Source organism: Epilithonimonas sp. 33E, from assembly GCF_059372615.1.
Map to the genome: position 1 here is coordinate 2,118,663 of NZ_CM182009.1, position 24,861 is coordinate 2,143,523.

Genomic DNA, 24,861 nt, shown 5'->3' on the forward strand with positions numbered 1-24,861 from the left:
GAAGATGTATAAAACTAAAATCGCCATCAGCTTTCTGGTCTTTGCTTTTGGAATCACAAATGCACAAGTCGACAGCCTGAAAATGAACATTGACCTCAGAACAAGAGCCGAACTGGATAACGGAGCAAGAACGCTAATCCCAAAAGGAAAATCAGCAGAAACGACGGTTGTATCAAGAGCTCGTTTCGGAATTAATTATTACTATAAAAATCTGGAAGTTTACATTTCTGCACAAGACGTAAGAACTTGGGGTGAATCCTCTTCTACTGCAAGTAAAAATCAGAATTTTATTCTGAATGAGGCTTGGGCCAATTATCAATTTTCAGAACGATTTGCCTTAAAATTGGGACGGCAAATTCTTTCTTACGACAACGAACGATTAATTGGGGCATTGGATTGGGCAATGCAGGGACGAAGTTTTGATGCTTTAAAAGGTATTTTCAAATTAACTCCGAGTTCAAAATTAGAAACCGTTATTACTTACAATAATGACGACAATGACGCGAATGACCTTCCCGACAAAGAAGTTTATAATATTACAGAAGCCGGAGAAATCACAAAATCTCTACAAATCATCCATTACCAATACACAGGAAAAAACAAGTTACAGTTCTCCGCAATCGCTTTGAACCAGGTTTTACAAAACCCGTCTGGTACACATTACGATATGTTGACCGTAGGAATTAACTCAAAAAAATATTTTGAAAATTTCGGTTTTTTTGGTTCTGCTTATTATCAAACCGGAAAAAATACAGCCGCTCAAAGTAAATCTGCTTATCAATTTTCTGTAAATTCAGACTTCATCATCATACCGAAATTTAACGTGGTTTTGGGAACAGAATGGCTTTCCGGAAGAAGTTTTGATACGGAAGCCGGCAAGAATAGATCTTTCAGTCCTCTGTACGGAACTAATCATCTTTATAATGGTTTTATGGATTATTTTTATTTCGGGACAAATCATTTCAACAGTTTTGGCTTGAACGATTATTATCTGAAATCTACTTATAAATTTAACTCAAATTCTAATCTTCAAGCCGATTTTCACGCATTTACATCCAATGGAAAATTGGGCTTAAATAATTTGGGAGAAAAATATTCCAATTATTTAGGAACCGAATTAGATTTGGTTTTCACGCAAAAAGTTGGGAAAGTCATCACAGCTAATCTAGGACATTCGTTTATGTTTTCAGGAGAAAGTATGAAGTTTCTTAAAAATGTTCCGGAACCAAAAAACTTACAAACCTGGACTTGGATCGGTTTGAAGATTGCACCGAATTTCAGGCTGAAATAACCTTTATTACATTCCTTTCTTTCAACAAAAAAATCGACCAAAAGTTTTGGTGGATTTTTTTGTTATCTAGTGTATCGATTTAAGATCCGTATATAAATTTACCATCACATTCTTAACATCGAAATTATATGCGGAATTAAAATAATGTTAAACATGCTGAAGATTCGTTCAATTGATTTAAAACTTTACTCACATCTAACAAACAGGAAAATCATAGATAAAGATTTTGTATTTTTACATTCTATTCTGTTCAGAGTAATAAATCCGAGGGTCTAGATTAAATTATTAATTAAAATCAATGTTGATATTTTCCAATACTTGTCAATACGCAATTAAAGCCTGTATAGTTCTTGCAACCGAGAGGAAAAAGATAGGAATTATTGATATTTCAGAACAAATAGGAACGCCCACTTATTTTACTTCAAAAATTTTGCAGCAGCTGACCAAAAAACAATTGATTTCTTCAGGAAAAGGAAAAGGGGGCGGTTTTTTTCTGACTGATGAACAATTTGAAAACCTGACAATCAAAGATATTTATGAAAATTTCGAGGGAAAAGAAGTTCTTACTTCCTGCCTCTTAGGACTTAAACAGTGTAATGGAGATAACCCTTGCCCTATCCACCATCTTGCGGTTGCTGTAAAAGAAAAGGTACTGATTATGTTCAAGTACAAAATCAAAGATTTAAAAGATCTTGGAAGCGTGATGCAGATGATGGGTGTGCCAAGTGATTTATGAATTCAGTTATTATAATTGAGGAATTTTGATTTGATTCAATTTCAGTTTGAAAGATTTTAAGTCAGAAAAAATAGAATCTAATTTTGGTTTGAAATAATTGGTTTCGGCAAAAAGTTCTTCGTAATAAGCAATTCCTTTCAGCAAATTTCCTTTGAAAATCTCCCACTTTTTCACCTGAGATTTGGTGATTTCTTCAGAGAATTCCAGAATTTCATTCTTAAAATAATCGACATATAGTTTCAATTCATTGATGAATAAATGAGGACGTCGATCATCTGATAAAACATTCTCATAACCATAAATATGACGAACCATTTTCGAAAGTGAAACCTCTTTATCAAAAAAACTAAGATTCGGTCCCGGACAAATAACAACAACTTGCTTCTCCCCTTTTACCAGGATATCTAACTCCAAATATGCAGAATTTGCAAGTCCAACACAAAGACAAGATTTTTCTGTAATGTTTTGCTTCTGTTTCTCGTATTGTTTATCAGTCAATTTTAACCTGTTAGTTTTCAATTCACTCAGTTTTATATCCTGATATTTTTTGGAAGCCGTACAAGTTCCTTTAGGTGTAAATTCTTTGCTGAGCGCCAAAAATTTCTTTGGACAAGAACTCCCAAATTTTTGATTTGAAATATTCATATCCTTGATTTCATCATTGCTCGTGCCTCTGATTGTGTTAAACGGAACTCCCAATGGCGACATATTGCTCAGGTAATAATCTTCTTCTTTTGCATTTATCAAAAGGTTCCTGGTCTCCTGATCCACAGAAGTTGCCTCTGGAACCAGCAAAAATGGCGAACCCCAACCCACACTGTCCGCATTATATGTGGTCAAAAGAAACTCGTGTTCTTCAGAAGTTCCAACACCACCTTGCACAGAAATTCTGGTTTCCAAAGGTTCGGAAGTTGTCATTTTCCCTTTCTGCTCCAAGGCTGATTTCCAGAGAGCAAAAGCCGAAGCTTGAAGCTCGTTTTTCTTTTGTTTGAATTCTTCCATAATTGGCCCCATAAGAAGTCCGTCGGTTGCGAAGGCGTGTCCACCGCAGTTTAGTCCAGATTCAATTCTGTATTCTGAAACCCAAAGTCCTTTTTTCGCAAGAAAATTCCCCTGAATCATCGCAGAGCGAAAATCGCTGACTTTAAGAATGATTTTCTTTTTCAATTCGCCATTTTCATTAGGAAAAAAATCTTCAAACTCTTCCAGATAACTATACAATCTTGGATTCATTCCGGCAGAAAAAATGACGGATGACGACAATTTGCTATTGGCAAAACCTCGCAAAGAAGAGTGTGCATCATTATAAATAGTCGAAAGCTGAACATTTTTCACAAAATTATCCTTGTCTACTTTCGTCATAATATTCACATCTATTTCACCTGGATTTAAATGATTATCAACGAAATTTTTGATGCTTTCCGCCAGATTATCTTTTTTGTTGAGGATATTTTGCAAACCATCTCTCAAGCCAGAAGTACTTGGCAACATTCCGATAAACTGTTTGAGACTTTCTGTATTTTTTGAAATTTCATGTTTGAAATCTTTAAATTTTTTGGTCACAATTTCATCCATCATATCCAGATAAGCCGTGATTCTCTCCGCTCTGTGGTCTTCAGATTTAATTGAAATTTCTTTAAAATCGAAATTGAATTTTTTACTGTAAAAATCTCGCATTCTCTCAACAATTTCGTCATCTATAATTGAAACTACAGATGAAATCCCAAATTGAGCAACACGGATTGGACTATCGATTGTGTAAGCGAGTCCCATCACAGGAATATAAAAGTTGTGTGCAGGTTTTTTGTTCATTATTTATAAATTGAATTAATTGTTTGAGTTCCGAGATTTCATAGTAGTTACAAGAGAAAATAACCGTGCTGAAAGTCCTAACAAATTTAAGATTTTCAGAGGTTGTTATGTCAAGAATAGCAACATTTTTTAAGCACGAAAAAAAGGATTTATATCATACTAATTTCACCATCAAAACCATCGATAATTCAATAAAAATAATATGAGAAAATTGACGATAACATCAATGAGAATCAAAAGATTATGAAATTACCAAAAAGTTAGTCTACTTTTAAAGATTTGATAAAAGAACCGATTGAAATCATAATGATAACTGAGGCAAATAGCAACCAATATTTTGCACTCAAAAACGGAATATAAAAGATGGAAAAAATAGCTGCGAATGACAAGATGATTTCATTTAAAACAATACCGAAAACCATTAATAAAATACCACAATTCACTGTTTTATCAAATTTAAAATAGTCCAAATCTACTATTTTCCATATTAGAAAAAGACTAATTCCCAATAGTAAAACCAAATGCAAATACGCAATGACAATATTGATGCTGTTGAATGCATAAATGCCTAAAGACGGGATAGCAGAAGCAATTTGCAAGATAAACTTCATTAAAAAAGAAAATCCGACAACTGCCAATAATAATTTTTGAATGAAATGATTTTCTGAGAATTTCGATCGATTTTTCCAAACAAAACTCCAAAGTTTCCACGCTCCTAAAAGTTGAATGAGTGAAACTATGGTAAAAAATCCATACAACAAATCAGGAATTTCTGTCCATAAAATTGAAAGTCCGTAACCGAAAAAACAACCGATGAATAAAAGGAAAAATATAGTTTTATTCAAGTTTTCTGAGATTTGAATGCCGTACTTTTTTAATGAAATCATAAGCAAACCGACACACGAAAACAGAAAAAATCCATTGTACTGATAATGCAGATAAAAATAAGTTGAGGCTCTAAAAAGCACTTTAAATTCATCTTTTCGGGAAGAAAAATAAGCCAACCCAAAAATTCCAATTGCAGAAATTGTGGTAAAAAAAGCACCTGATTTTAACCAGATTATTTCAGGATTTCTATTTGATTTTGTATCAATTAATAAAAATATAAAATACGCAAATCCCGTAAACAAAGCAATTGACGCAAATATGATTGACAACCAAAAATAGCCTCCATAAAGAAAAGTGAACAACATTCCATACGAACCGATTTGGTTAGCAATCATTAAAAATTGGTATTTTTTGAAGTTTATTTTTTCGGAAATTTCACTCAAATATTTCGTAACAAAAAGATAAATACTTGCTGAAACCCAGCCATAAAAAGCAAAATGCGAGTGCGCTTCCTGCGTAAATTTGTGCGTTAATCCTGGTAAAGAAAAAGCCATATTGTACCTCATCATCACGCCGACAACCGACACAACAAAGAAATTGAAAACGCAAAGTTTTAACCAAATACTAAAATTCTTCATTAATTACTCAGGGATATAAATAATTTCTCCATTTTCCAATTCGTAAGCGATAATGTCCCAATTTTTGTCAGCTTGAACATCGGTAACGGTTACAATTTCATTTTTTGAAAATGAAAAATAAACCCAATTGGTATAAGATCTGGCATCTAAAACCTGATGCGTTTTGATTTCTCCTGCTGATGCAATGTCTTCTTCTCTATCATCACTACTGTTACAAGAACTAAAAATGAATAAGCCCAATACAAGAGCTACAAGTGATTTTACTTTCATAAGTATAAATTTTTTTACAAAGAAATAGTTTTTATTATACTGAATAAAAATAAAGATGTGATAGAAATCAAAAATAAGACATTTTTGTCTTATTTTAATTTTTAACAATTAATTTTGTTAAAATCCTTGGATTTTTAATGGAATCTAAAGCTGAAAATTATGATTTTAATTAAATGATATTCAAATTGTATGTTGAAAAACTTTCAAATTCCTCTTCACTATGACTGATGACAAATAATGTGGAATTATTGTTTTTATTAAACTCCAATAATTCATTTAACATCACTTTTCGCATCGCAATATCTACTGCAGAAAATGGTTCATCGAGCAAAACAATTTCAGCATTTTGGGCTAAAGTTCTTGCCAATGCAACCCTTTGCTGTTGTCCGCCAGAAAGTTTAGAAGGCGATGTATTCTCGAAGGTTTTGAGGGCAAAATTTTCTAATAATTCATCAACGATATTTTCGTCTTTTTCCGTTTGTGCGAAAGCGATATTTTGTTTCACATTCATATTTGGGAACAAGGCGTAATTCTGAAACATCAGTGAAATATTTCGTTTTTGAGGTGGTAGAAATATTTTATTGGCAGTATCCAGCAAGATTTTATCATTTAATTTAATGAAACCAAAATCCGGATCAATCAATCCCGAAAGTATTTTGAAAAAAGTGGTTTTTCCAATCCCGGAATCGCCTGAAACGTGCACAAAACTTCCTTCTGAAATCCGCTCATTCACCTCAAGAAATTTATTTCCTGACGAAGTAAAAATTTGATGTCTTATCTGAATTTCAATCATCGGAATGTGGTAAAATTAGTTTTTCGGTTAATGCTGTAAATCAACAATAAAATAAGAAAGGAAAGGATGAAAAGCACGAATGCATAACGGTTAGCAGCCTCAAAATTGAGCGCCTGAACCTGGTCGTAAATCGCAACTGAAGCGATCCTGGTTTCTTTGGGAATATTTCCGCCAACCATAATCACGATGCCAAATTCGCCGATACAGTGGGCAAAAGTGAGCGCAATTCCAGTGATAACAGATTTTTTTATATTTGGAATAAGGACTTTGAACAAAGTAACTATTTTCGATTTTCCCATTGTGTAGGAAGCTTGTCGCAAATCATCATTCAAAGCCGAAAACCCGTTCTGCAATGGCTGAATCATAAACGGAAGATTGGCAATGATACTTGCAATCACAATTCCCTGGAACGAAAAAGCGAGCCGAACATCACAATATTTTTGAAGAAAATTCCCGAAAGCATTTTCCGGACTGAAGGCGACCAAAAGATAATATCCCATCACTGTTGGTGGCAAAACCATCGGCATTGAAATTAAAGTTTCTGCAATGAATTTCAGTTTAAACCGAGAATAGGAAAGCCAATACGCAACCGGAATTCCAATGAGAATGAGGATTACCGTGGTAATTAGCGCTAATTTCCCAGTGAGGAGCAAGGTGTAAATGAAGTCTTGGTCAAGCATTTATTTTGAAATTTTGGTTTAATAACCGTAACGTTTCCAAATTTCATTTGCTTTTTCCGAATTGATGAAATCAAAAAAATCTTGAGATTCAGTTTGGCTTTTGCCTTTCAAAACGATTCCGCTTTGGGCAATCGGCGCGCATTCTTTTTCAGATAATTCATAGAAATTTCCTCGCCTCATCATTTCTTTATTTTTAGCATTGGAAAGTGCGATGAAACCTACATCTGCGTTTCCTGTCGACGCAAATTGTGCGACTTGACTGATGTTTTCTGCCCAAACGATTTTGTTTTCAATTTTGGAATATAATCCTGATTTTTTTAAAGCTTCGACTGTATTTTTTCCATATGGAGCGAGCTCAGGATTTGCGATGGCAATTTTATTTATTTCAGGATTTTGCAACAAATCCAAACCTTTAGAAACGTCCTTTTTGAAGCTCCACAAAACGACCTTTCCATAAGCGTAAATTTTAGGATTTCCATAATTTTTCCCAGCACTTTTTAATTTTTCCGGAAATTGAGTATCGGCAGATAAAAACAAATCGAAAGGTGCACCATTTAAGATCTGCTGAACCAGCAAACCAGAAGAACCAAAAGTAATTTCTACTTTTTTATCAGGATTTTCTTTGATGTAAATTTGTTTTAAATCTTCTAAAACGTCCCTAAGATTAGCTGCCGCCGCAACGGAAATGAAAGAATTTTGAGTGGATTTTTCAGATGAATTTGGTTCTTTTTTTTTACAATTCAACATCATAACTGACATTAAAATTGTACAGACTAACAGTTTCAAATATATCCAATTGCTCATAAATTATGCGAAAAGAAAGATTCAAAATAAGACTTTCTTATCCTTTTCAAAGGTATGATTATCGATTGAAAATCCAAAAACAAATGATCGAAAAATGAAGATTTAAACTTGTCTTTCTAAAGTCTTGCATTTTTCTTTGTCACCAGATTTTACGACTGAAACATCAATATATTTTACTTTTCCTTGGCTTGCTTCTTCGAACTGTTTTGCTTTTTTGTCGGCATATTCGTAGGTGTATCCAATTCCCATTACCACTTTGTGCCCGTTGCACTCTCCCATTGCCAGATAAAGATATTCTCCTAAAGTATGATTCATTTCAGTTAAAGTTTTTAATTTAATATCAAAGTTTTTAATTTAATATCAAAGTTATTTTTTTGATTTGTTGTTGAGCAATTGTTCCAGATAGTCTTTCAAAACCAAAGGATGACAATGTTTTTCATCCCTTGCTGCATAAACCAGCGTTATTTTTTCCTGTTGCCCATTTTTTTCCAGGAAAGGTTTTCCGGGATTTTGCTCCAAAAGTTCTTCTTTATATTTCCGGGAAAACTCTTCCCAAAGCAAAGGATCGTGATGAAACCACTCCCGAAGCGCTGTTGATGGTGCAAGATCTTTGTCCCATTCATCCAAAGCGGCTTTTTCTTTTGAGATTCCTCTTGGCCAAATCCGATCTACCAAAACACGGTAACCATCTTCGGGAGAAGCATCTTCGTACACTCTTTTTAATACGATTTCCATTGATTTATTTTTTAAAATTGATAATCATTTCCAAAATTCATCCTCATAATCATCATCTTCTTTGTGATGATGTTGGTTTAATTCTAAACCTATTGTATCCATCTGTTCATCGGAAAGATGTTCTTCAAGATAAGGAAAAACACTTCTTTCCTCAAAACGGATATATTTGTATAAAGCATCAGCAAAATCTGATAGCAACTGTTGGTTATTTGATTGATTGATACTTCCAATTAAACAGCTAATTTCGCGATGTTCTTTCTCCATTTGGTTCTGTAAACCCTCGTTCGACAATTCTGGAAGCACATCATCTTCAGTCTTGAAATGGTTATGAAGATTCTTTTCCCAATGATAATTAATGTAATTCTTGATGCGTTCGTAAGAAACCTCTTTTTTGATGCCCTGGCGGATTTTCCAGCAACAAAGCAAACCAAAATGATGGTCTCGGGATAAGGGTACGAGATTTTCGTTTCTTTTCATAGGATTGAATTTTTATTGATATTTTATCTTTAAAATTAATGAAAAAGAACCGCCAAAATAAGATGACGGTTCCTGCTTTTAATCATATTTTATCTTTTCTCTTTAAGCGACCAGCCGGTTTTCAGTCCGATAATGAAAATTACCAACAGCATCTCTCCTAGCGCCAGTAAAATGTCACCGGGAACACGTAGCCAACGTAAAGTATGCATCATATCGGTCTGCATAAATTCTGCGGAACGAGCGTACCAATATCCTTCTTTAATAGAGGCTACGGATTGCATAATTCCTATCGGCAACAAACTGATGGTTACCATTACTAACAATCCGATATTTGTTAGCCAAAATGCCCAGCCGATGAGTTTATCATTCCATTCTCTGTCAGGATATAATCCTCTCAACATAAACATCATCAAACCAATTCCCAAGATTCCATACACTCCGAACAGTGCGGCGTGGCCGTGAACTGCGGTTGTATTGAGTCCTTGAATATAGTACAATGCAATCGGTGGATTGATGGCAAACCCGAAAATACCTGCACCAAGGAAATTCCAAAAACACATGGCGATGAAACAGTAGATTGGCCATTTGTATGCTTTGATCCATTTGGTAGATTTACTGATCTGATAATTTTGATAAGCTTCAAACCCAATTAAAACCAAAGGAACAATTTCAAGTGCGCTGAATGTAGCTCCCAAAGCCAAAACTGCTGTTGGCGTCGCACTGAAATACAAGTGGTGGAACGTTCCCAAAATACCTCCCGCTAGGAAAATAATGGTTGAAAATAATACAGCATGAGTTGCTGCCTTTAATCTTAATAATCCCAATCTTGTAAATAAAAAGGCTGCTACAACGGTTGCAAAAACTTCGAAGAATCCTTCTACCCAAAGGTGAACCACCCACCATCTCCAGTATTCTGCAATGGCCATATGGGTTTGTCTTCCGTACATCAATCCGGCTCCATAGAATAGGGCAATTGCTACTGCGGAAAGTGTGAACAATAATAGTAAATGTCTGTCACCATCTTTCTTTTTCAATGCGGGTAAAAGTGCTCTTACCATAAGAATTAACCAAAGAATTAATCCTACTAACAATAAGATCTGCCAAATTCTACCCAGTTCTACATATTCGTAACCGGAATGTCCCCAAAGGAAATTATCTACATAACCTAATTTCTGCATCACGCCAAGCCATTGTCCCGCCAAAGAACCGAAAACCACAATCAGCAACGCTCCGAACAATACATTGACACCTAAAACCTGATATTTCGGTTCGTAACCCGAAACGGCAGGAGCAATATATAAACCAGTAGCGAGCCAGGAAGTTGCAATCCAGAAAATCGCCAACTGAACGTGCCAGCTTCTGGAAATGGATTGCGGAAGAACCTCATCCAACGGAATACCGTAAAAAGCACTGCCTTCTACTCCGTAATGGGCAGTAATAACGCCTGCAAGCATCTGAACCAAAATCAGTAATGCCACTACCCAAATATATTTCAGCGTTGCTCTCATAGAAGGTGTTGGTTTCATATTTCTGAGCGGATCTTCCAAAGGCAGCATCTCGCTTGAATTGATTTCTTCCTCCTTGTTTCGGGCGTGGTAAAATACCAGCAGACCTACACAACCCAGCAACATCAGCACACTGAAACCGGACCAAAGGTGTAACGATGGCGGTGGTACATTGCCAATCAGTTCATCGTGTGGCCAGTTGTTGGTGTACGTTACATCGTCACCAGGACGATCCGTGATGCAAACCCAGGCTGCCCAAGAGAAAAAGGCATTCATTTTTGCCATTCTTTCCGGAGTTTTTACCGTATTTTTCGGGATGGCGTACTGATCTCTCAGTTTTGCCATTTCCGGAGCATTCATAAATATTTTAGCGTAATAATCTGCCAGTTCTGCCTGTACTTTTGCTCTTTCAGGAGAAATCACAATTGTATTGGTGGCTTCGTCTAAGGTATTTTTACGAAGTTCTTTTTTCAGTAATACCTGATATTTTGCCTGCTCGTCATCCGGTAAATCTTTATAGACTTTCCCCTCTTTTTTAGCCAGTTCTTCCAGAAGAAGCAAAGATTCACGATGGAGATAATCGGCACTCCAATCGGGTGCAATATAGGCTCCGTGTCCCCAAATACTACCGACAGTCTGCCCGCCGATAGATTGCCAAACATTCTGACCGTCTTTGATGTCTTGTCCGGTAGCTATCACTTTACCATCGGTGGTCACCACATTATCGGGAACGGGCGGAATTTTCCTGTAAATCTCCACGCCGAAGAAAATGAGGACAGCAAAGGAACCAATAATAACGGCTGCAAGCCACGTCCATAACTTTTTAGGTGTCATATATTTTTGTTTTGATGCTTAATGTTCCACTGAAAACTCTTTCTCCAACTCGATAGATTTTGGGAAAAGGATATTATTTTCCAGATGGATATGTTGGTGTAAATCGTTCTCGAAATCCTGAAGCATTGCAAATGTCACTTTGTAGGTGTTGCAGGCATCGGCTGGCGGCGTATATTCGTTTGTGAGTTCTGCAATTTGTCGTAGGCGTTCCCCTTCCACGGTATGTTCGTGCTTCATCATATTTACCGGATTTTCTACTGTTCCGAAAGGCGGCTGCGGAATAGCACTGCCATCAATCTTGGCTTTCACCATATTTTTGATGAATGGGAAAAGCATCAGTTCCTCTTTTTTCAGATGTGCGCCCAGATCCTGTGCAGAAGCATCAAACAATTCTTTAATTTCGAATAATTCCGGATGACGACCGCCGTGCACTTTACAAAGTTTGTCTAAGAAAGCCTGTAAAATAGGCGTTTTTTCATACACGTAGCGGTGATGGATTTTCTCTACATAATCTGCCAGCAAGTCCAGTGGCCAGCTTTTAAAATCGATGGAGCCACCATTATCCTGAGGAAGATTTTCAATCTCTGCATAAATTGAATTGGCATCCAGCATTTTGTTTTCGCAGGCAACCTCTATGGTTCTTCCGCCTTTGCAGCAAAAATCGATACCATTTTTTTTGAAAATAGCTGCCGTTCTGAAATCTTCAGCTACAATCTCTCCTATAAAATCTGTCTTGATATTCATAATTAAATACTTTTTTATCTTTTATTATTTTAAAATTTTTTTATTTTGATTTTCTGGTTTTTAGTTTTCTGATTGGATATAGTTCATTATCAATAAATCTCCTATTTTACTATAAACAACTCTGCTTTTTAGTTTGTTCAAGCCTATTATTTGTCATTCCGAAGGAATCCATTCAGAATAAGTCCTTAATTCCTCATCAGTAAATTGAGATTCCTACGGAATGACAAAATAGTATTGAATAAGTTGTTAATCTATTTTTTAAGTGAAAGGATATATTTTACCATTTTCTGAGCGTTCTCTTTGCTGAGTCCGGCGTGCGGTGTCATCGGGATATCGCCCCAAACACCTTTTCCGCCATCAATCACTTTTTGTGCAAGATGGTCGATATCGGCTTCGGTATATTTTGCTGCTACGTCCTGATAAGCCGGTCCCACCAATTTAGAATCTACCTTGTGACAAGACAGGCAGTCTGCGCCTTCTACAAGAGCTTTGCCTTCGTCTTCGGGCTTTGCTGCGGCTGTTGTTGAAGCAGTATCAGCAGATGCTGCAGGTTTTGGTTCCTCCATCATTGTATTGGATTCTGTTGTGGGCTGCTGTTCTGCTACTTGTTCTTTTTTTTCTGAGCAAGAAGTGATGGTAAGAGAGAGCAAAATTGCTGTAAAAAATAAGTTTTTCATTACTAAAGATTTTTATGGATTATAATTCTATTTGTTTTTTAATTTCTTTTACAAGGTCATCATCGCCGGAGTCCAAACCTTCTTTTTGATAAGCTAAAGTTCCTTTTTTGGAATAGACACTGATGATATTGGAGTGGGAAAACTCTATCGGGGAGATTTCTTTGTATTTAACAGCCATTACGTTGGCGAGTTCCCGCGTATCATCTTCATTGCTGCGGATAAATGTCCATTGTTTTTCATCGAATTTATTGGTATCCAGATAAGCTTTCATTACCTGCGGTGTATCGTTTTTCGGATCAATGGAAATCAAAACATACTGGATGTCTTCCGGATTGGTTTTTCCTACTTTTTGGGAGATGGTTCTCATCTCGGCAGTGAGTCTCGGGCAAGCGGTTTTACACGATGTAAAAATCATTGCAGTAACCAGAACTTTCCCTTTCATATCAGAAAACGTAATGGTTTTACCGTCCTGTTTCTCCCATTTGGAACTGACATTATAAATGGAATCCGGACTTATTTCTTCGTTTTTTTTGCTGCAGGACAAACTTGCCATTGCCAACAAAATATAAAGTAAGTTTTTCATTTTTTTTAATTTTTAAAATCTCTTGCACATCGGAAACCGAGATTGTTGAGACAGTTGTTAGCTTTGATACTTCCGCGAAGTGCATAACGCACAAAGGCAGCATAATTTCTAAGATCCGAAGCGGTAATGGCGCCACCGGCACAAAACAAAGACTCGTTGGTGGTATTGTCTTTTCTGGATTCTCCGCTCATCATCACCGAGTTGAAATCGTACGTCCATTCCCAAACCATTCCGTACATATCGTAAACGCCGTAAAAATTGGGTTCACCTTGTCTTACAACTTTATTCATATTGCTTTTCCGCTGTTGGTATTCTCTAAGTATAAAATCTGTAAAATGAGGTTTATCAGAAGCATTTTTAGAACTGCGGTCTGCAAGTCCTACATATTCCCATTCTTCTATTGTTGGAAGCCTTTTGCCCACACTTTTGGCATACGCTTCTGCGGCAAACCAGGAAACATTGGTTACGGGAGCGTCGGGATTTATTTTTTCCGGAAGCTGATAATCGCCTTTCCAATGTTTGAGGTAAGTGCTGTCTGCGTATAACCGAAGCACTTTGCTTCTGGTCCATTGAGGATTAGCTTTCAGAAATGTGAGATATTCTGCATTGGTCACCGGGCTGTTATCAATATAAAAAGATTTTACTTTAATAATATTGTTAGAATCTTTTCCGATAAAAGCTCTGTACGATCCGCTGTCTATTTTCATCATTTTTTTTGAACTGGAAATGAATTCTAACTGATGATCTGCTATAGACGTACTCTGATGACTTTTGGGAGTTTGTGAACAGGAAGCTAAACCCAAATTCAGGATGACTGCACAAATGATGATAAAAACTCTCATTGCTTTGTATTTGCTAAACCTCAATGAAACAAGAAAAAAAATTATGGATTCTTTTTATAAACTGCAGGATTATCCGGTCCTGTAACTTTAATTTTGCCTAAAGCTCCTTTGTTGAAAGCTCTGAAAATTGCGTGGTCAACAATCACATATTCACCGGGAACGGTTGCTTTGAACTCTACAATAGACGCTCCACCAGGAGGAATAACCGTGGTCTGTACATTTTCATTGATTTTGCTGCCGCCTTCCATATACACTCTGTCGAAGATTTCCCCGATCACGTGGAAAGAAGACGTAAGGTTCGGACCACCGTTTCCTACGAAAAAACGTACAGTTTCACCTACTTTTGCCTGCAATTCGCCATCGCCCAAAAGAGCTCCGGTTTTTCCGTTAAATACAACATATTCCGGATGTTCTGAAATGGCTTTATCCATATCGAATTCCTGAAGACCTTTGTCACCAAATTTCCCTTTGGTGTAGAAATCGCCCTGCATAATGTAGTATTCTTTGTCCACTTTTGGCAGTCCGCCTTCCGGTTCGATAAGGATGAGACCGTACATTCCGTTGGCAATGTGCATTCCTACAGGAGCTGTGGCACAATGGTAAACATAAAGTCCGGGATTCAGTGCTTTAAAATTGAAAACTTTTTCCGTTCCCGGCGCTACGAAAGTGGCTTCTGCACCGCCACCGGGACCATTAACAGCGTGGAGGTCGATGTTGTGAGGGAATGTATTGTTTTCATTATTTTTTAAGTGAAGTTCGATTTCATCGCCTACCCTTGCACGGATAAAACTTCCCGGAACCGTTCCGTTGAAAGTCCAGAAATTATATTGCGTACCGTCTGCCAATTCGCCGGTCTTCTCGATAGTTTCCAGACGAACGACAACTTTCTTTGCTACACGATCTCCAACGGGAGCCGGCACGTTGGGCGGTGCTACAGATTTTTGCTGTTCTACGGAACCGTCTGTTTTAATTTTTTCTGTATCTGAATTATTTTCAGAGCTTGTAGAATTGTTTTGTTTACAGGAATTCAGACTGATGAAAGCTGATAAAACTGTTGCGATGATGAATGTCTTTTTCATAACTGAAATATTTGAGTAACATTTAGTACCAATAAATTAAAAAGATAAAAACACCTTTTAGTATTTTATTGTAATAATTTTTTTTATTGTTTTAGGAATGTCAGTTTTAAATCCAGATTTTCTACAAAAAGTTGAATTCTAGATTCTTCCAACATTGTTTTTATTTCCTGTCGTATGTGTTTAAAATCATTATGGATAGGACAAGGGTGATCTTCCGAACATTCTTTAAGACCAAGACCGCAACCCGAAAATAGTTTGTCACCATCTATTTCTCTCACAATATCAGCTACAGACTGTTCAAGATTGGCATCATCCATATAGAAACCACCGTTGGGTCCTTTTGCCGATTGCACAAAACCTTTTCTACTGAGATCCTGAAGTATTTTTGCAATGAAATATTCCGGAGAATCTATACCCGATGAAATATCTTTGATGCCTATCCGACTTCCATCTTTCGATTTCTGCGCAATAAAGATCAAGGCTCGTATGGCGTATTCACAGGTTTTAGAAAACATTTGTTATTTTTATAAAACAAAGATAAAAATATTAAGACAAATAAAAGACAAATTAGTATTTTATTTAATTGATATTTATCATTCCCATTCCAACAGTCTCCTTTCGCCTTCTATTTTTTTCGTTTCAGAAATATCCTGAGACATTTCAATTACACCCCGGTAATTTTTCTGAGCATCCCGAACAGCAAAATATCGAACATAAATCAACTTCTCTTTATAGTTAAACCAAAATGATGCTTCATTTTGTTCTCCTTTCCGAAATGCCTCTACTATTTTCAATACTGTATCAACACTTTTTGGAGGATGGCAGAATTTTACCTCCCTTCCGATGATCCCCGCACTTCTGGGGAAAACACGTTCTTCTCCTCGATTATAGAAGATCACTCTGTCATTTTCATCGACATAGGTCAAATCTAAAGGTAAAGTTCTAAATAATAGATTCACTTGTTCAATTGTCATATATCCTTCGTCGAAATGTGATGCATTTTCATCAAAAACGACATCGGTTCTTACGACTGTATCTTCTGATGGATGTACATATTGATTGTCTTCAGGATATTTTGCGGAGGCTTGCTAAGCATCCAGCCGATCTCATCTTCTCCTTCACGCATTTTGATCCATTCATCCTCTGTAAGAATATCCAAAGCGTTAGGAAACAAAACTGTTTTCTCAACCGCTATTAGATTCCTCAAATTCTGTCCTGCATACTCTGTATTTTCCATCGCAGAATCCAGATCTTTTTCATCGATATTTTTTCTGATGATCCTGAAAATTTCCCTTATTGTATCGTGGAAAGACCACATATTTCTGGAAGGCCCTGTCCATCCTTTCTGCTCTAAAAACGGAAACAGTTGATTTTCTTTTCTTTCAAATCGTCTTTCAACGGTTGCCAGTTGATTGAAAAGATTGTAAAACTTCTGAAATTCTTCGTTTGCATTTGTATTGTTCAGTTCTTCTAACAAAGAAATAATTATTTCTTCTTCGATCAAATAAGTTTGAACAGGATGTCCTGATTTAAATTGATTTTTATCCATTTATTTTTTAATAAAATATTAATATCTTTTTATCTTCTATTTAAAAATAAAAAAACTTTTCTAACTAGGCGTTTTGTTCTTTAATAATAGAATTACGACAAATTTAAGATTAGAATTTCAAATAAAAGAGTGTTTTGTCTTTTATTATTCTGATTTATGTCATTTGATTTAATGCTTGCCTCCATTTATTATTTTATAGATATGTAAAATTCCAGGAAATATCGCATCCATTGACTCCTCCGCTCCTTTTGTAGAACCAGGAAGTGCAATGACCAATGTCTCACCAATCATTCCGGCAATACTTCTGGAAAGCATTGAATAAGGAGTTCGTAATTGTCCGTAATTTCTAATGGCTTCTGCAACTCCGGGAATTTCTCTTTCTAAAAGCGGACGAACTGCTTCCGGTGTTACATCTCTTTTCGAAAGTCCTGTTCCTCCAGTGATCATTACAAGGGAAATTCCGTTTTGGACGTAAAAGTTTATTTTGCTTTGAATTTCCACAATCTCGTCAGGAATAATGATATAATCATCAATACTCACGAGGTTTTTCTCCAATGCTGAAATAATCGCCTTTCCTGCTTTATCTTCTTTTTTCCCTGCAAAAATACTGTCTGAACAAACTATTACGGAAGCGTTAATTCCCACTCCAGAATCCTTGAGGTCTGATTTACCACCTTTTTTCTCGATCAGTCTGATATTTCTGATTTCTATATTTTTATCAATCGGTTTCAGCATATCATACATTGTGAGTGCCACAACAGAAGCTGAATGCATCGCCTCGACTTCTACCCCGGTTTTATAAATTGTATGAATTTCAGATGTGATATAAATTTCCAAATCTCTGATCTCAAATTGTATGGAAGTATATTCTATCGGAATAGGATGACAATCAGGAATAACATCACTGGTTTTTTTGGCAGCAAATAATCCCGCCGTTTTTGACATCTCAAAAACATTGCCCTTCGGAACAGAATTGTTGACAATCGCATCAATCGTTTCTTGTGAACTAACGCTCAGGACAGCCTCAGCCATAGCTTTTCTGAGGGTATTATTTTTATGAGTAATATTAACCATATACTTATTGCTTATTTTCTTTCCAAGTGTGAGAGTTATCTTCCAGTATTTCTTTGCCCCATAAAGGAACTTCTTTCTTAATCCTATCAACCATTTCATCACAGGCGTTGATGGCTTCCTTACGATGCGCAGCTGAAGTGAAAACGAAGAGGCAGATTTCACCCACCTTGATTTCCCCCAACGAATGGTAAATATGTGCACAGGTTAACCCATATTTTGCAATAATCTCTTCACGGATCTCATGTGCCTTTTCAAGAGCCATTTCTTTGTAAGCTGTAAAATGTATTGCTTGAACTTTTTTCTTGTCAATCATATCTTCGCGGATCTGACCAAGAAAAATACTGTGTCCGCCAATCGTGGTTTTGACCGTATGCTTTGTAATGCTTTCAGCAACGAATATTGGATTGATAGGACCTTCGATAAAAATATCTTTGATTTTTTTCATTGTAAAATTGATTTTATGCCTGATTTAAAATGTTTTATTTCTTTATCCGGAAAATGACTTTTTAAAAGTTTTACCGCTTTCTGACTCCTGATTCCTGAAACACATACAAAACAGATCGATGTATAGCCATTCAATCTTTCCAAATTTTCTTCAAGTGTGCCAAATGGAAGTTCTAAAATCTTCATTGCTGAAATTTTAGGCTGTTCGTCCTCTTCTCTTACATCGATCAAAATGCTTTTGTCATGATTTAAAAACGATTGAAGTTCTGAAAATGAATTTATTTCATCATTTTTATTAAGACTACAGAATTCTTCATAATCAAAATTTTGAAATTCTTCGATGGTTTTTGGTCCCGCTTTTTCTTGATTTTCATTAAATTTAATTTTCATTGATTGATAATTTTTGGTATTAAAAATCAGTAACTGATGAATCAAAGTCTCGGCTGAACCGCTTAATAACTTGATGACTTCATTCGCCTGAAAAGTTCCGATAACAGCCGAATGCGTAGGCAAAACTCCCGCTTCATTACAATTTGGAACTTCACTCTGATTGGGCGGAACCGGAAATAAATCTCTATAATTGGTCATTTGATCTTCCTTCTCCACATTGAAGACCGAAACCTGACCTTCATCTCGAAAAAGAGATGCATAGACCAAAGGTTTTTTCATCAGATAGCAGGCGTCGTTCAATAAATACCTTGTGGCAAAATTATCTGTACAGTCTACCACTACATCAAAATTATGGATGATCGACAAAACATTTTTATTTGTTATCATTTCCTGAAATGCTATAATATCGATCTCAGAGTTGATTTTACTTAAATGTTCTACAGCAGCAATAACCTTAGGCACTCCTACATCCTGTTCACTATATAAATACTGACGATGAAGATTCTCAAATTCTATGGTGTCAAAATCCGCTACTCCAACCACTCCTACTCCCGTAGATACCAAAATCTGCATCACAGGACATCCCAGGCCACCCGCTCCGACCACCAAAACCGAAGATCTTGAAAGTTTTTCCTGTGTAGAAATTCCGAAACCCGGAAGTATGATCTGTCTGTTATATCTTTTTATATTCATTTTACTTAAATTTTAACCACCTGAATACGGCGGTAATAATGCGATTTCAGATGTATCAGATATCAGTTGGTTATTATCTGCTTTTAATCCGTCAACAGCAACCAAAAAAGTAGTTTCTTTTAATCTTGGAAATTCTTTATCAAGCATCAATTTCAGCTCAGCGATGGATATATTGTTTTCCAAAGAAAAATTATATTCATCGGTATTAAAGATCTCCGTAAGTTTTCCAAATATTTTTAGTTTCATTTTAATTAAATTTAAAAATGATAATTCACTGCTGTAATGAAGTTTCTGCCCTCTTTTGGATAGCCATAAGAAAGGTAATAATTTCGATCGAATAAATTTCTAACACCAAAATCGAAGTTGACTTCTTTGACAATATTTACCGATAATTTTGCATTAAGCGTGTATCCGAATTTTGCACTCAATCTCACATCCATAGATTCAGAATTCACTCTTTCTAATGATGGTTGCAACTGTGTTCTGTCAAATTTTCTTGAAATCAGATAATTATCAACTTTCAATAAAGAAGCAGAACCCATTATGTAAAATTTATCTTGTCTGGTTCCGATGTTGAGCGCCGTAAAATAAGAATTCACACCCGTTCCGTCTGCAAAACCAACGCCCGATTGACCATCAATATCCAAAGCTTTGATAGGTTTTCTGGATACTATGTTCACAGCTCCACCCATCGTATTTGATCCGTATTGCACGCAAACCAAACCTTTTTTCCACAGAAATACTGTTAATGTCAAAAGTCGTAAAACGGCTCAAATCAAAATTGCCATCATAAGGCGTGTAAATAGGAATGCCATCAAAAAAAACAGGCGTTCTTAGCGAGTTGAATCCCCTAACCAAAATACTTCCCTCGTTTCTTGCATCCATTTGCGTAATGCTTACTCCGGGTAAAAGATTGACCGCATCTACAACATTCGTTTTATTAAAATCCTGAATCAACTGCGTATCAATCTTATGAATTGGGCCTTCATTTTTCTCTTTTCCAAAGATATTCACTTCCTGGATTTCGTAATAATTCTTTACAGAATCTACCTTTGTTTTTTCCTGTGCGAACACGTTCAATGATAGCAGAATTGCTCCTGCCACTGCATAATTCTTATTCATTGCTATAAATTTTTGTTGAATATAATTTCTGCATTCCGGAAGTTTTCGGGCGTATTTATATTTAAAAGTTGATGCTCAAAACTGTCTTCGAAATCTATGTAATGAGCGTTTTGTTGTTCCAGAAAGCTCGTCATTCTGAGGTTTCCGTTGTCGATGGTTTTCTTTAAATCATTCAGAATAGAAAAAGGATAAATGCCCAAAACCGGATATATTTTTTCGCCAAAACGCACGACATTAATTCTGTATTCTACTTTTTTTTGAAGAATATTTTCAATCAAATCCGAAGAAACGAAGGGCATATCGCAACTGCAAACAAAAATATCTTCCTGGCAAAATTCTAAGGCGGAGCGAATTCCACCCATCGGACCTTTTTGTGTTGTAACATCTTTAATAATGCCCTTCGAAATTGGATAATTTGAATGATTTCCTGAAATAAAAATCTCATCAAAAACAAAAGACAAATTATCGATAATGTGCTGTATCAAGGTTTTTCTGCCCAAAATCATCGAGGCTTTATCTTGTCCCATTCTGGAGCTTTTGCCTCCTGCTATAATGATGGCTTTCATTTTTTTGATTTTATTTAAAATTTTTAAACATCAAAAAATCTCATCTTCAGAAAATTTCATAAAATATTCCTCGGCTGTTTTGAATTTTTCCACAATTTTTTTTCCGTAATCTGTGAGTGAACTTTTTCCACCGGATTTCCCACCCGCTTCTTTGATGACGATTTCTTTGGACGAATTGGCGTTGATGTCCCGCACAATTCCCCACGCCTTTCGATACGGAATTTACAAAATTTTTGAGGCTTCTGTGATAGAACCCAACTCGTCAATTTGTTCTAAAAGTCGGGCTCTTCCGATGCCGATATTCAGTCCGGATTCGGTTTCAATCCAGATTCTGCCTTTGATTTTCAGACTTTCCATATTTTGACTTTTTCTCCGATGTTGATTTCAGTTGCGCCGTCGGGAAACTCCACCAAACAGTTGGCTTGTGCTACAGAATCCATTTTATAAGATTCCTGTGCGTTGAGAATGAGCACTTTTCCTTTTGTGTAAAATGCTTTCAGAAACTGGGTTTGATCCTTGTTTTTCTTCTTTGCAAAAGATTCCGAAATGGCAAAATCTTGTTCTTCATCAAACTCTTTTCGTCCAAAACAACCGAGCAAAAACGGCTTCACATATTGATGATAGCAGGAGAAAACAGAAGCGGGATTTCCGGGCAACGCAAAAACAAATTTCTCTTCAAGTTTTCCGAAGTACAAAGGTTTTCCGGGTTTCTGTCTTATTTTATAAAATAATTCTGAAACACCTATTTTTTCCAAAGCCGGTTTCACATAATCATAATCTCCGACAGAAATCCCACCGGTAATTAATAAAATATCCACCGTTTCTAAGCCATTTTTTATAGCAGAAAAAGTTGCTTCTTCAGTATCTCCTACGTGATAGACGAACGAAAACTGATGATTGATTTCAGATAAAGCTGATTGAAGTGTGTACGTATTAGAATTGTAAATTTCGCCATCCAGAAGTGGTTTTCCTATTTCTACTAACTCATTTCCGGTATACAAAAGTCCTATATTTAATTTTTTGTAAACTCCTATTTTCTCAATTCCAAATCCTGCCAAAAACCCGATGACTGCGTGATTGACCAACGTATTTTCTTCAATTATTTTTGTTCCGACTTTGGTTTGAGAACCTTTCAAACGAATATTTTCACCTTTTGAAATTTCATCATCATTAAATTGAATTCGGTCGACAATTCTGGTCGTTTTTTCCTGCATAATCACGGTATCGACACCATCAGGAATTTTTGCTCCCGTAAAAATGCGCACGGCTTCTCCTCTATTCAAAACAAAATCGATTTTTGAAATCCCAGCTGGAATAATTTCAGTGACATTTAATTCTGAAAAATCTGCCAAATCATCAAATCGAAATCCATAACCATCCATCGCAGAATTGTCGAAAGACGGAACATCTAATGTTGCAAAAATCGGTTCTGAGGTGTAAGAACCTTGTGCTTCTAAAATTGAGAGCGTCACTTTTTCTGTACGAAAAATTTGTGTTTCGATTATTTTTTTAGCTTCAGAAACGGAGATGAAATGGTTCATTTTTGATGAATGTTGAATGTTTGATGATGGAAGATGGAAGTCTTTAAGGTAATTTCTTACACAATTTCGACTTATTTCACTCGGGTTACTTCGATGCTTTTCAGCCATTTTACGTGGCGCGAACCGGTTTTCGTATCAGTCATACTTACTAAAATCATTTCTCCTTTTTCTTTCAGCGGTTTTCCGTTTTGCTCAAACAATACGAATACTTTTTCGCCAGTCGGATTGTTGAATAATTCTGCCCAGGAAAAGGTGGCTTTGTAATCGTCTGAAGCTCTTGCAACGATGTAGAAATTGCGGTCTTTATGCTCTTGTTGTGCGATTTTTGCTTTTTCCAAAATGTCGGTTAGCAAAACTCCTTTTGTAGATTCTACGCTATCTTTGGTCAATCCTGTCTGGCAAACAATTTTGAAATCGTTGAGTTCTACGACTTTCATTTTTTTCAAAGAATCGACCGTTAAAGTCAATGGTGTTACGACATCCCCTGTTACTTTTATTTCTTTACTCACATATTTTAAATCATCTTTCTCGTCGTGTTTGTGGTTTTCTTTTTCTTCAGAATGTTTTTGAGAAGTTTTTGCAGAATTATCCGTCGCTGGATTGGTTGCTTCAGATTTTTTGCATTGTACCATTGTGACTGCAATCATCACAATCGTAATCAAATTGGATAATATTTTCATTGGTAATTATTTACGAATTGTCTGAAATCTTATCGTTATGTTTTTTTTATCCTATCGGTTGGCAAAATTTTTATCCGCCAATTTTTATCATACTTCTGTTGATGATTTTTTGGTTGTTTACATTTTCCATTTCGGAGAATTGTCCGCCTTTTTCTTTATGTTTTTTGATGATTCCCAATTTGATCAGTTCAGTTAAACTTTCATTATTTCTGAAAGATTTTAACAAATCAAATTCATCTGCGCCGAAAAGACAATTTTTCATTTTTCCGTCGGATGTGATGCGGATTCGGTTACAACCAGCACAAAATGAGTTGCTCATTGTGGAAATCAAACCAAAAACGCCCTTACTTTCTGCATCAATTCTGTATTTTCTTGACGTATCATTTTTATGGTCTTCCACCTTTTCGAAAGTGAAATGTTCTGAAACCAAAGTGAGCATTTCGGAAATCGGAATGACTTTATTTTTCTCCCAAGAATTCCCTGTGAAAGGCATAAATTCTATAAACCTCAACTCAATCGGATAATGATGAGAAAGTGCGATAAATTCTGGGATTTCGTCTTCATTAAAACCTCGCATTACAACAACATTTAGTTTTACATTGAACCCACGTTTTATGCTTTCTTTAATATTGTCCCAAACCGTTTGAAAAAGATCTCTTTTTGTAATATATTTAAACTTTTCCCGGTCGAGCGAATCGATACTGATATTGAGATTTTTGATGTTACATTCAGCAAGCAAATCAAAATATTTATGAAGCAGCACACCATTGGTTGTAATCCCAATATTCGCTCCCAATGTAGAAAGTTGTTTAATAATGGTCTCAAAATCATTTCTTACCAAAGGTTCACCACCTGTAATTCTGATCTTATTGATATTAAATTGTTGTACAAAAATTTTAGAAATTTCGAAAATTTCCTGACTGTTCATCAACTCGATGGATGGTGTGCTTTTGAACGGTTCATCGGGCATACAATACAGACATCGGAAATTGCAACTATCGGTAATCGAGAGTCGGAGATAATCATGTTTTCGTCCGAAGGAATCGAGTAAATCAGTAGGCTTTGTTATCGTTTTCAGCTTCTGAATTTTTGATTTGTCCAGTCGGAATATCGGGTACATATCTCAAAAAGAAAATAGTACACAGAAATATAACAACAGAACCGATTGCGGAATACCAAGCAAAATCGATATGTTCTTTGTCTAAAGCTTTGTTAATGGTTCCGAACAAAAGCCACATCTGCATACTGACCAACAAGATGTAAATGCTGATGATGGCAACCAACATCTCGTTGACGCGGAATGTTACTTTTTTGATGGGTTTCTTTCGTATTGACATTTTGTTATTTTTTAATTTATTTTGAACCGTCGAATTGTTGCAACCCGGCTTAACGGTAATCCTTTTTTCGTTGAGAAAAGCCTATGCAAAAAAGATTGACTTCCTCGAACCACTTTCGTAGGTCTGGGAGTGAAATA

The 24,861-nt window shown here is 36.0% G+C and carries 31 protein-coding genes and 1 pseudogene; 2 read left to right on the forward strand and 30 right to left on the reverse strand.

Going from position 1 to position 24,861, the window contains the following annotated elements:
- The first annotated feature begins 4 nt into the window (after positions 1–4).
- On the forward strand, positions 5–1,291 hold the full coding sequence (locus tag AC5P2S_RS09665; protein WP_002978676.1) for an alginate export family protein: 1,287 nt from the start codon (positions 5–7) through the stop codon (positions 1,289–1,291).
- 298 nt (positions 1,292–1,589) lie between these two features.
- A complete protein-coding gene (locus AC5P2S_RS09670) occupies positions 1,590–2,027 on the forward strand; it encodes an RrF2 family transcriptional regulator (protein ID WP_002978675.1) in 438 nt (145 codons plus the stop codon).
- Positions 2,028–2,036: 9 nt separating this feature from the next.
- On the opposite strand, the gene AC5P2S_RS09675 is transcribed toward AC5P2S_RS09670, so the two are convergent.
- The 30 genes and pseudogenes from AC5P2S_RS09675 to AC5P2S_RS09820 form a co-directional block, all read right to left on the reverse strand.
- The gene (locus AC5P2S_RS09675) at positions 2,037–3,839 is read right to left on the reverse strand and encodes a hypothetical protein (RefSeq protein WP_047096972.1); all 1,803 of its coding nucleotides are present in this window, start codon (positions 3,837–3,839) and stop codon (positions 2,037–2,039) included.
- Between the two features lie 260 nt (positions 3,840–4,099).
- A complete protein-coding gene (locus AC5P2S_RS09680; RefSeq protein ID WP_494554775.1) occupies positions 4,100–5,305 on the reverse strand; it encodes a hypothetical protein in 1,206 nt (401 codons plus the stop codon).
- Between the two features lie 3 nt (positions 5,306–5,308).
- The gene (locus tag AC5P2S_RS09685; protein WP_047096971.1) at positions 5,309–5,575 is read right to left on the reverse strand and encodes a hypothetical protein; all 267 of its coding nucleotides are present in this window, start codon (positions 5,573–5,575) and stop codon (positions 5,309–5,311) included.
- Positions 5,576–5,744: 169 nt separating this feature from the next.
- On the reverse strand, positions 5,745–6,368 hold the full coding sequence (locus tag AC5P2S_RS09690; protein WP_002978671.1) for an ATP-binding cassette domain-containing protein: 624 nt from the start codon (positions 6,366–6,368) through the stop codon (positions 5,745–5,747).
- Complete coding sequence (gene modB / locus AC5P2S_RS09695; protein ID WP_002978670.1) at positions 6,365–7,048, reverse strand: molybdate ABC transporter permease subunit; 684 nt, start codon at positions 7,046–7,048, stop codon at positions 6,365–6,367. The genes AC5P2S_RS09690 and modB overlap by 4 nt, the downstream gene beginning before the upstream one ends.
- Before the next feature lie 18 nt (positions 7,049–7,066).
- A complete protein-coding gene (gene modA / locus AC5P2S_RS09700; protein WP_047096985.1) occupies positions 7,067–7,795 on the reverse strand; it encodes a molybdate ABC transporter substrate-binding protein in 729 nt (242 codons plus the stop codon).
- A gap of 159 nt (positions 7,796–7,954) precedes the next feature.
- Entirely contained in the window at positions 7,955–8,167 is a 213-nt protein-coding gene (locus AC5P2S_RS09705; RefSeq protein ID WP_002978668.1) for a hypothetical protein, read from the reverse strand.
- Between the two features lie 51 nt (positions 8,168–8,218).
- Positions 8,219–8,587 (reverse strand): DUF488 domain-containing protein, encoded by a 369-nt coding sequence (locus tag AC5P2S_RS09710; RefSeq protein ID WP_002978667.1) that lies wholly within the window; start codon positions 8,585–8,587, stop codon positions 8,219–8,221.
- A gap of 24 nt (positions 8,588–8,611) precedes the next feature.
- The gene (locus AC5P2S_RS09715; RefSeq protein WP_494554776.1) at positions 8,612–9,064 is read right to left on the reverse strand and encodes a hemerythrin domain-containing protein; all 453 of its coding nucleotides are present in this window, start codon (positions 9,062–9,064) and stop codon (positions 8,612–8,614) included.
- Positions 9,065–9,153: 89 nt separating this feature from the next.
- Entirely contained in the window at positions 9,154–11,403 is a 2,250-nt protein-coding gene (locus AC5P2S_RS09720) for a nitric-oxide reductase large subunit (protein WP_002978665.1), read from the reverse strand.
- An 18-nt stretch (positions 11,404–11,421) separates the two neighbouring features.
- The gene (gene ric, locus AC5P2S_RS09725; protein ID WP_002978664.1) at positions 11,422–12,147 is read right to left on the reverse strand and encodes an iron-sulfur cluster repair di-iron protein; all 726 of its coding nucleotides are present in this window, start codon (positions 12,145–12,147) and stop codon (positions 11,422–11,424) included.
- 251 nt (positions 12,148–12,398) lie between these two features.
- Complete coding sequence (locus AC5P2S_RS09730; protein ID WP_002978663.1) at positions 12,399–12,824, reverse strand: c-type cytochrome; 426 nt, start codon at positions 12,822–12,824, stop codon at positions 12,399–12,401.
- Between the two features lie 19 nt (positions 12,825–12,843).
- On the reverse strand, positions 12,844–13,407 hold the full coding sequence (locus AC5P2S_RS09735) for an SCO family protein (RefSeq protein ID WP_002978662.1): 564 nt from the start codon (positions 13,405–13,407) through the stop codon (positions 12,844–12,846).
- Between the two features lie 5 nt (positions 13,408–13,412).
- A complete protein-coding gene (locus AC5P2S_RS09740) occupies positions 13,413–14,249 on the reverse strand; it encodes a formylglycine-generating enzyme family protein (protein WP_002978660.1) in 837 nt (278 codons plus the stop codon).
- Between the two features lie 41 nt (positions 14,250–14,290).
- Positions 14,291–15,328 (reverse strand): copper-containing nitrite reductase, encoded by a 1,038-nt coding sequence (nirK, locus tag AC5P2S_RS09745; RefSeq protein ID WP_002978658.1) that lies wholly within the window; start codon positions 15,326–15,328, stop codon positions 14,291–14,293.
- Positions 15,329–15,411: 83 nt separating this feature from the next.
- Positions 15,412–15,843 (reverse strand): RrF2 family transcriptional regulator, encoded by a 432-nt coding sequence (locus AC5P2S_RS09750; protein ID WP_002978656.1) that lies wholly within the window; start codon positions 15,841–15,843, stop codon positions 15,412–15,414.
- A 78-nt stretch (positions 15,844–15,921) separates the two neighbouring features.
- A pseudogene (locus AC5P2S_RS09755) lies at positions 15,922–16,877 on the reverse strand (DUF438 domain-containing protein).
- A gap of 168 nt (positions 16,878–17,045) precedes the next feature.
- Positions 17,046–17,951 carry a bifunctional molybdenum cofactor biosynthesis protein MoaC/MoaB gene (moaCB, locus tag AC5P2S_RS09760; protein WP_002978652.1) on the reverse strand — a complete coding sequence of 302 codons (906 nt, stop codon included), beginning with the start codon at positions 17,949–17,951 and terminating at the stop codon, positions 17,046–17,048.
- A gap of 4 nt (positions 17,952–17,955) precedes the next feature.
- Complete coding sequence (locus AC5P2S_RS09765; RefSeq protein ID WP_002978650.1) at positions 17,956–18,396, reverse strand: molybdenum cofactor biosynthesis protein MoaE; 441 nt, start codon at positions 18,394–18,396, stop codon at positions 17,956–17,958.
- Positions 18,393–19,478, reverse strand: a complete 1,086-nt coding sequence (locus AC5P2S_RS09770; protein ID WP_002978648.1) for a HesA/MoeB/ThiF family protein — start codon at positions 19,476–19,478, stop codon at positions 18,393–18,395. The genes AC5P2S_RS09765 and AC5P2S_RS09770 overlap by 4 nt, the downstream gene beginning before the upstream one ends.
- 12 nt (positions 19,479–19,490) lie before the next feature.
- The gene (locus AC5P2S_RS09775) at positions 19,491–19,724 is read right to left on the reverse strand and encodes a MoaD/ThiS family protein (RefSeq protein WP_002978646.1); all 234 of its coding nucleotides are present in this window, start codon (positions 19,722–19,724) and stop codon (positions 19,491–19,493) included.
- 11 nt (positions 19,725–19,735) lie between these two features.
- On the reverse strand, positions 19,736–20,158 hold the full coding sequence (locus AC5P2S_RS09780) for a TonB-dependent receptor (protein WP_164465341.1): 423 nt from the start codon (positions 20,156–20,158) through the stop codon (positions 19,736–19,738).
- A complete protein-coding gene (locus tag AC5P2S_RS09785) occupies positions 20,115–20,600 on the reverse strand; it encodes a Plug domain-containing protein (protein ID WP_002978642.1) in 486 nt (161 codons plus the stop codon). Before AC5P2S_RS09785 ends, AC5P2S_RS09780 begins: the two co-directional genes overlap by 44 nt.
- Before the next feature lie 2 nt (positions 20,601–20,602).
- Positions 20,603–21,166, reverse strand: coding sequence for a molybdenum cofactor guanylyltransferase (locus AC5P2S_RS09790; RefSeq protein ID WP_002978641.1), 564 nt, complete (start codon positions 21,164–21,166; stop codon positions 20,603–20,605).
- Between the two features lie 30 nt (positions 21,167–21,196).
- On the reverse strand, positions 21,197–21,361 hold the full coding sequence (locus AC5P2S_RS09795; RefSeq protein WP_002978639.1) for a hypothetical protein: 165 nt from the start codon (positions 21,359–21,361) through the stop codon (positions 21,197–21,199).
- Positions 21,362–21,388: 27 nt separating this feature from the next.
- Positions 21,389–21,523 carry a hypothetical protein gene (locus tag AC5P2S_RS09800; protein WP_002978637.1) on the reverse strand — a complete coding sequence of 45 codons (135 nt, stop codon included), beginning with the start codon at positions 21,521–21,523 and terminating at the stop codon, positions 21,389–21,391.
- Complete coding sequence (locus AC5P2S_RS09805) at positions 21,511–22,707, reverse strand: molybdopterin molybdotransferase MoeA (protein WP_002978635.1); 1,197 nt, start codon at positions 22,705–22,707, stop codon at positions 21,511–21,513. The genes AC5P2S_RS09800 and AC5P2S_RS09805 overlap by 13 nt, the downstream gene beginning before the upstream one ends.
- A gap of 71 nt (positions 22,708–22,778) precedes the next feature.
- Positions 22,779–23,387 (reverse strand): molybdopterin-dependent oxidoreductase, encoded by a 609-nt coding sequence (locus AC5P2S_RS09810; RefSeq protein ID WP_002978633.1) that lies wholly within the window; start codon positions 23,385–23,387, stop codon positions 22,779–22,781.
- A gap of 70 nt (positions 23,388–23,457) precedes the next feature.
- Entirely contained in the window at positions 23,458–24,498 is a 1,041-nt protein-coding gene (gene moaA / locus AC5P2S_RS09815) for a GTP 3',8-cyclase MoaA (protein ID WP_494557020.1), read from the reverse strand.
- On the reverse strand, positions 24,440–24,724 hold the full coding sequence (locus tag AC5P2S_RS09820; RefSeq protein ID WP_494554777.1) for a DUF6755 family protein: 285 nt from the start codon (positions 24,722–24,724) through the stop codon (positions 24,440–24,442). The genes moaA and AC5P2S_RS09820 overlap by 59 nt, the downstream gene beginning before the upstream one ends.
- Positions 24,725–24,861: the final 137 nt, after the last annotated feature.

Coding starts and splice junctions, on each gene's coding strand:
- AC5P2S_RS09765 (WP_002978650.1), bottom strand. CDS start 18,396: ATGAAAAAAATCAAAGATATTTTTATCGAAGGTCCTATCAATCCAATA.
- AC5P2S_RS09810 (WP_002978633.1), bottom strand. CDS start 23,387: ATGAAAATATTATCCAATTTGATTACGATTGTGATGATTGCAGTCACA.
- modA (WP_047096985.1), bottom strand. CDS start 7,795: ATGTTGAATTGTAAAAAAAAAGAACCAAATTCATCTGAAAAATCCACT.
- AC5P2S_RS09710 (WP_002978667.1), bottom strand. CDS start 8,587: ATGGAAATCGTATTAAAAAGAGTGTACGAAGATGCTTCTCCCGAAGAT.
- AC5P2S_RS09785 (WP_002978642.1), bottom strand. CDS start 20,600: ATGAATAAGAATTATGCAGTGGCAGGAGCAATTCTGCTATCATTGAAC.
- AC5P2S_RS09800 (WP_002978637.1), bottom strand. CDS start 21,523: ATGGAAAGTCTGAAAATCAAAGGCAGAATCTGGATTGAAACCGAATCC.
- AC5P2S_RS09805 (WP_002978635.1), bottom strand. CDS start 22,707: ATGAACCATTTCATCTCCGTTTCTGAAGCTAAAAAAATAATCGAAACA.
- modB (WP_002978670.1), bottom strand. CDS start 7,048: ATGCTTGACCAAGACTTCATTTACACCTTGCTCCTCACTGGGAAATTA.
- AC5P2S_RS09715 (WP_494554776.1), bottom strand. CDS start 9,064: ATGAAAAGAAACGAAAATCTCGTACCCTTATCCCGAGACCATCATTTT.
- AC5P2S_RS09705 (WP_002978668.1), bottom strand. CDS start 8,167: ATGAATCATACTTTAGGAGAATATCTTTATCTGGCAATGGGAGAGTGC.
- AC5P2S_RS09670 (WP_002978675.1), top strand. CDS start 1,590: ATGTTGATATTTTCCAATACTTGTCAATACGCAATTAAAGCCTGTATA.
- AC5P2S_RS09820 (WP_494554777.1), bottom strand. CDS start 24,724: ATGTCAATACGAAAGAAACCCATCAAAAAAGTAACATTCCGCGTCAAC.
- AC5P2S_RS09775 (WP_002978646.1), bottom strand. CDS start 19,724: ATGAAACTAAAAATATTTGGAAAACTTACGGAGATCTTTAATACCGAT.
- AC5P2S_RS09735 (WP_002978662.1), bottom strand. CDS start 13,407: ATGAAAAACTTACTTTATATTTTGTTGGCAATGGCAAGTTTGTCCTGC.
- AC5P2S_RS09665 (WP_002978676.1), top strand. CDS start 5: ATGTATAAAACTAAAATCGCCATCAGCTTTCTGGTCTTTGCTTTTGGA.
- AC5P2S_RS09770 (WP_002978648.1), bottom strand. CDS start 19,478: ATGAATATAAAAAGATATAACAGACAGATCATACTTCCGGGTTTCGGA.
- moaCB (WP_002978652.1), bottom strand. CDS start 17,951: ATGGTTAATATTACTCATAAAAATAATACCCTCAGAAAAGCTATGGCT.
- AC5P2S_RS09690 (WP_002978671.1), bottom strand. CDS start 6,368: ATGATTGAAATTCAGATAAGACATCAAATTTTTACTTCGTCAGGAAAT.
- ric (WP_002978664.1), bottom strand. CDS start 12,147: ATGAATATCAAGACAGATTTTATAGGAGAGATTGTAGCTGAAGATTTC.
- nirK (WP_002978658.1), bottom strand. CDS start 15,328: ATGAAAAAGACATTCATCATCGCAACAGTTTTATCAGCTTTCATCAGT.
- AC5P2S_RS09685 (WP_047096971.1), bottom strand. CDS start 5,575: ATGAAAGTAAAATCACTTGTAGCTCTTGTATTGGGCTTATTCATTTTT.
- AC5P2S_RS09790 (WP_002978641.1), bottom strand. CDS start 21,166: ATGAAAGCCATCATTATAGCAGGAGGCAAAAGCTCCAGAATGGGACAA.
- AC5P2S_RS09680 (WP_494554775.1), bottom strand. CDS start 5,305: ATGAAGAATTTTAGTATTTGGTTAAAACTTTGCGTTTTCAATTTCTTT.
- AC5P2S_RS09740 (WP_002978660.1), bottom strand. CDS start 14,249: ATGAGAGTTTTTATCATCATTTGTGCAGTCATCCTGAATTTGGGTTTA.
- AC5P2S_RS09730 (WP_002978663.1), bottom strand. CDS start 12,824: ATGAAAAACTTATTTTTTACAGCAATTTTGCTCTCTCTTACCATCACT.
- AC5P2S_RS09750 (WP_002978656.1), bottom strand. CDS start 15,843: ATGTTTTCTAAAACCTGTGAATACGCCATACGAGCCTTGATCTTTATT.
- AC5P2S_RS09720 (WP_002978665.1), bottom strand. CDS start 11,403: ATGACACCTAAAAAGTTATGGACGTGGCTTGCAGCCGTTATTATTGGT.
- AC5P2S_RS09675 (WP_047096972.1), bottom strand. CDS start 3,839: ATGAACAAAAAACCTGCACACAACTTTTATATTCCTGTGATGGGACTC.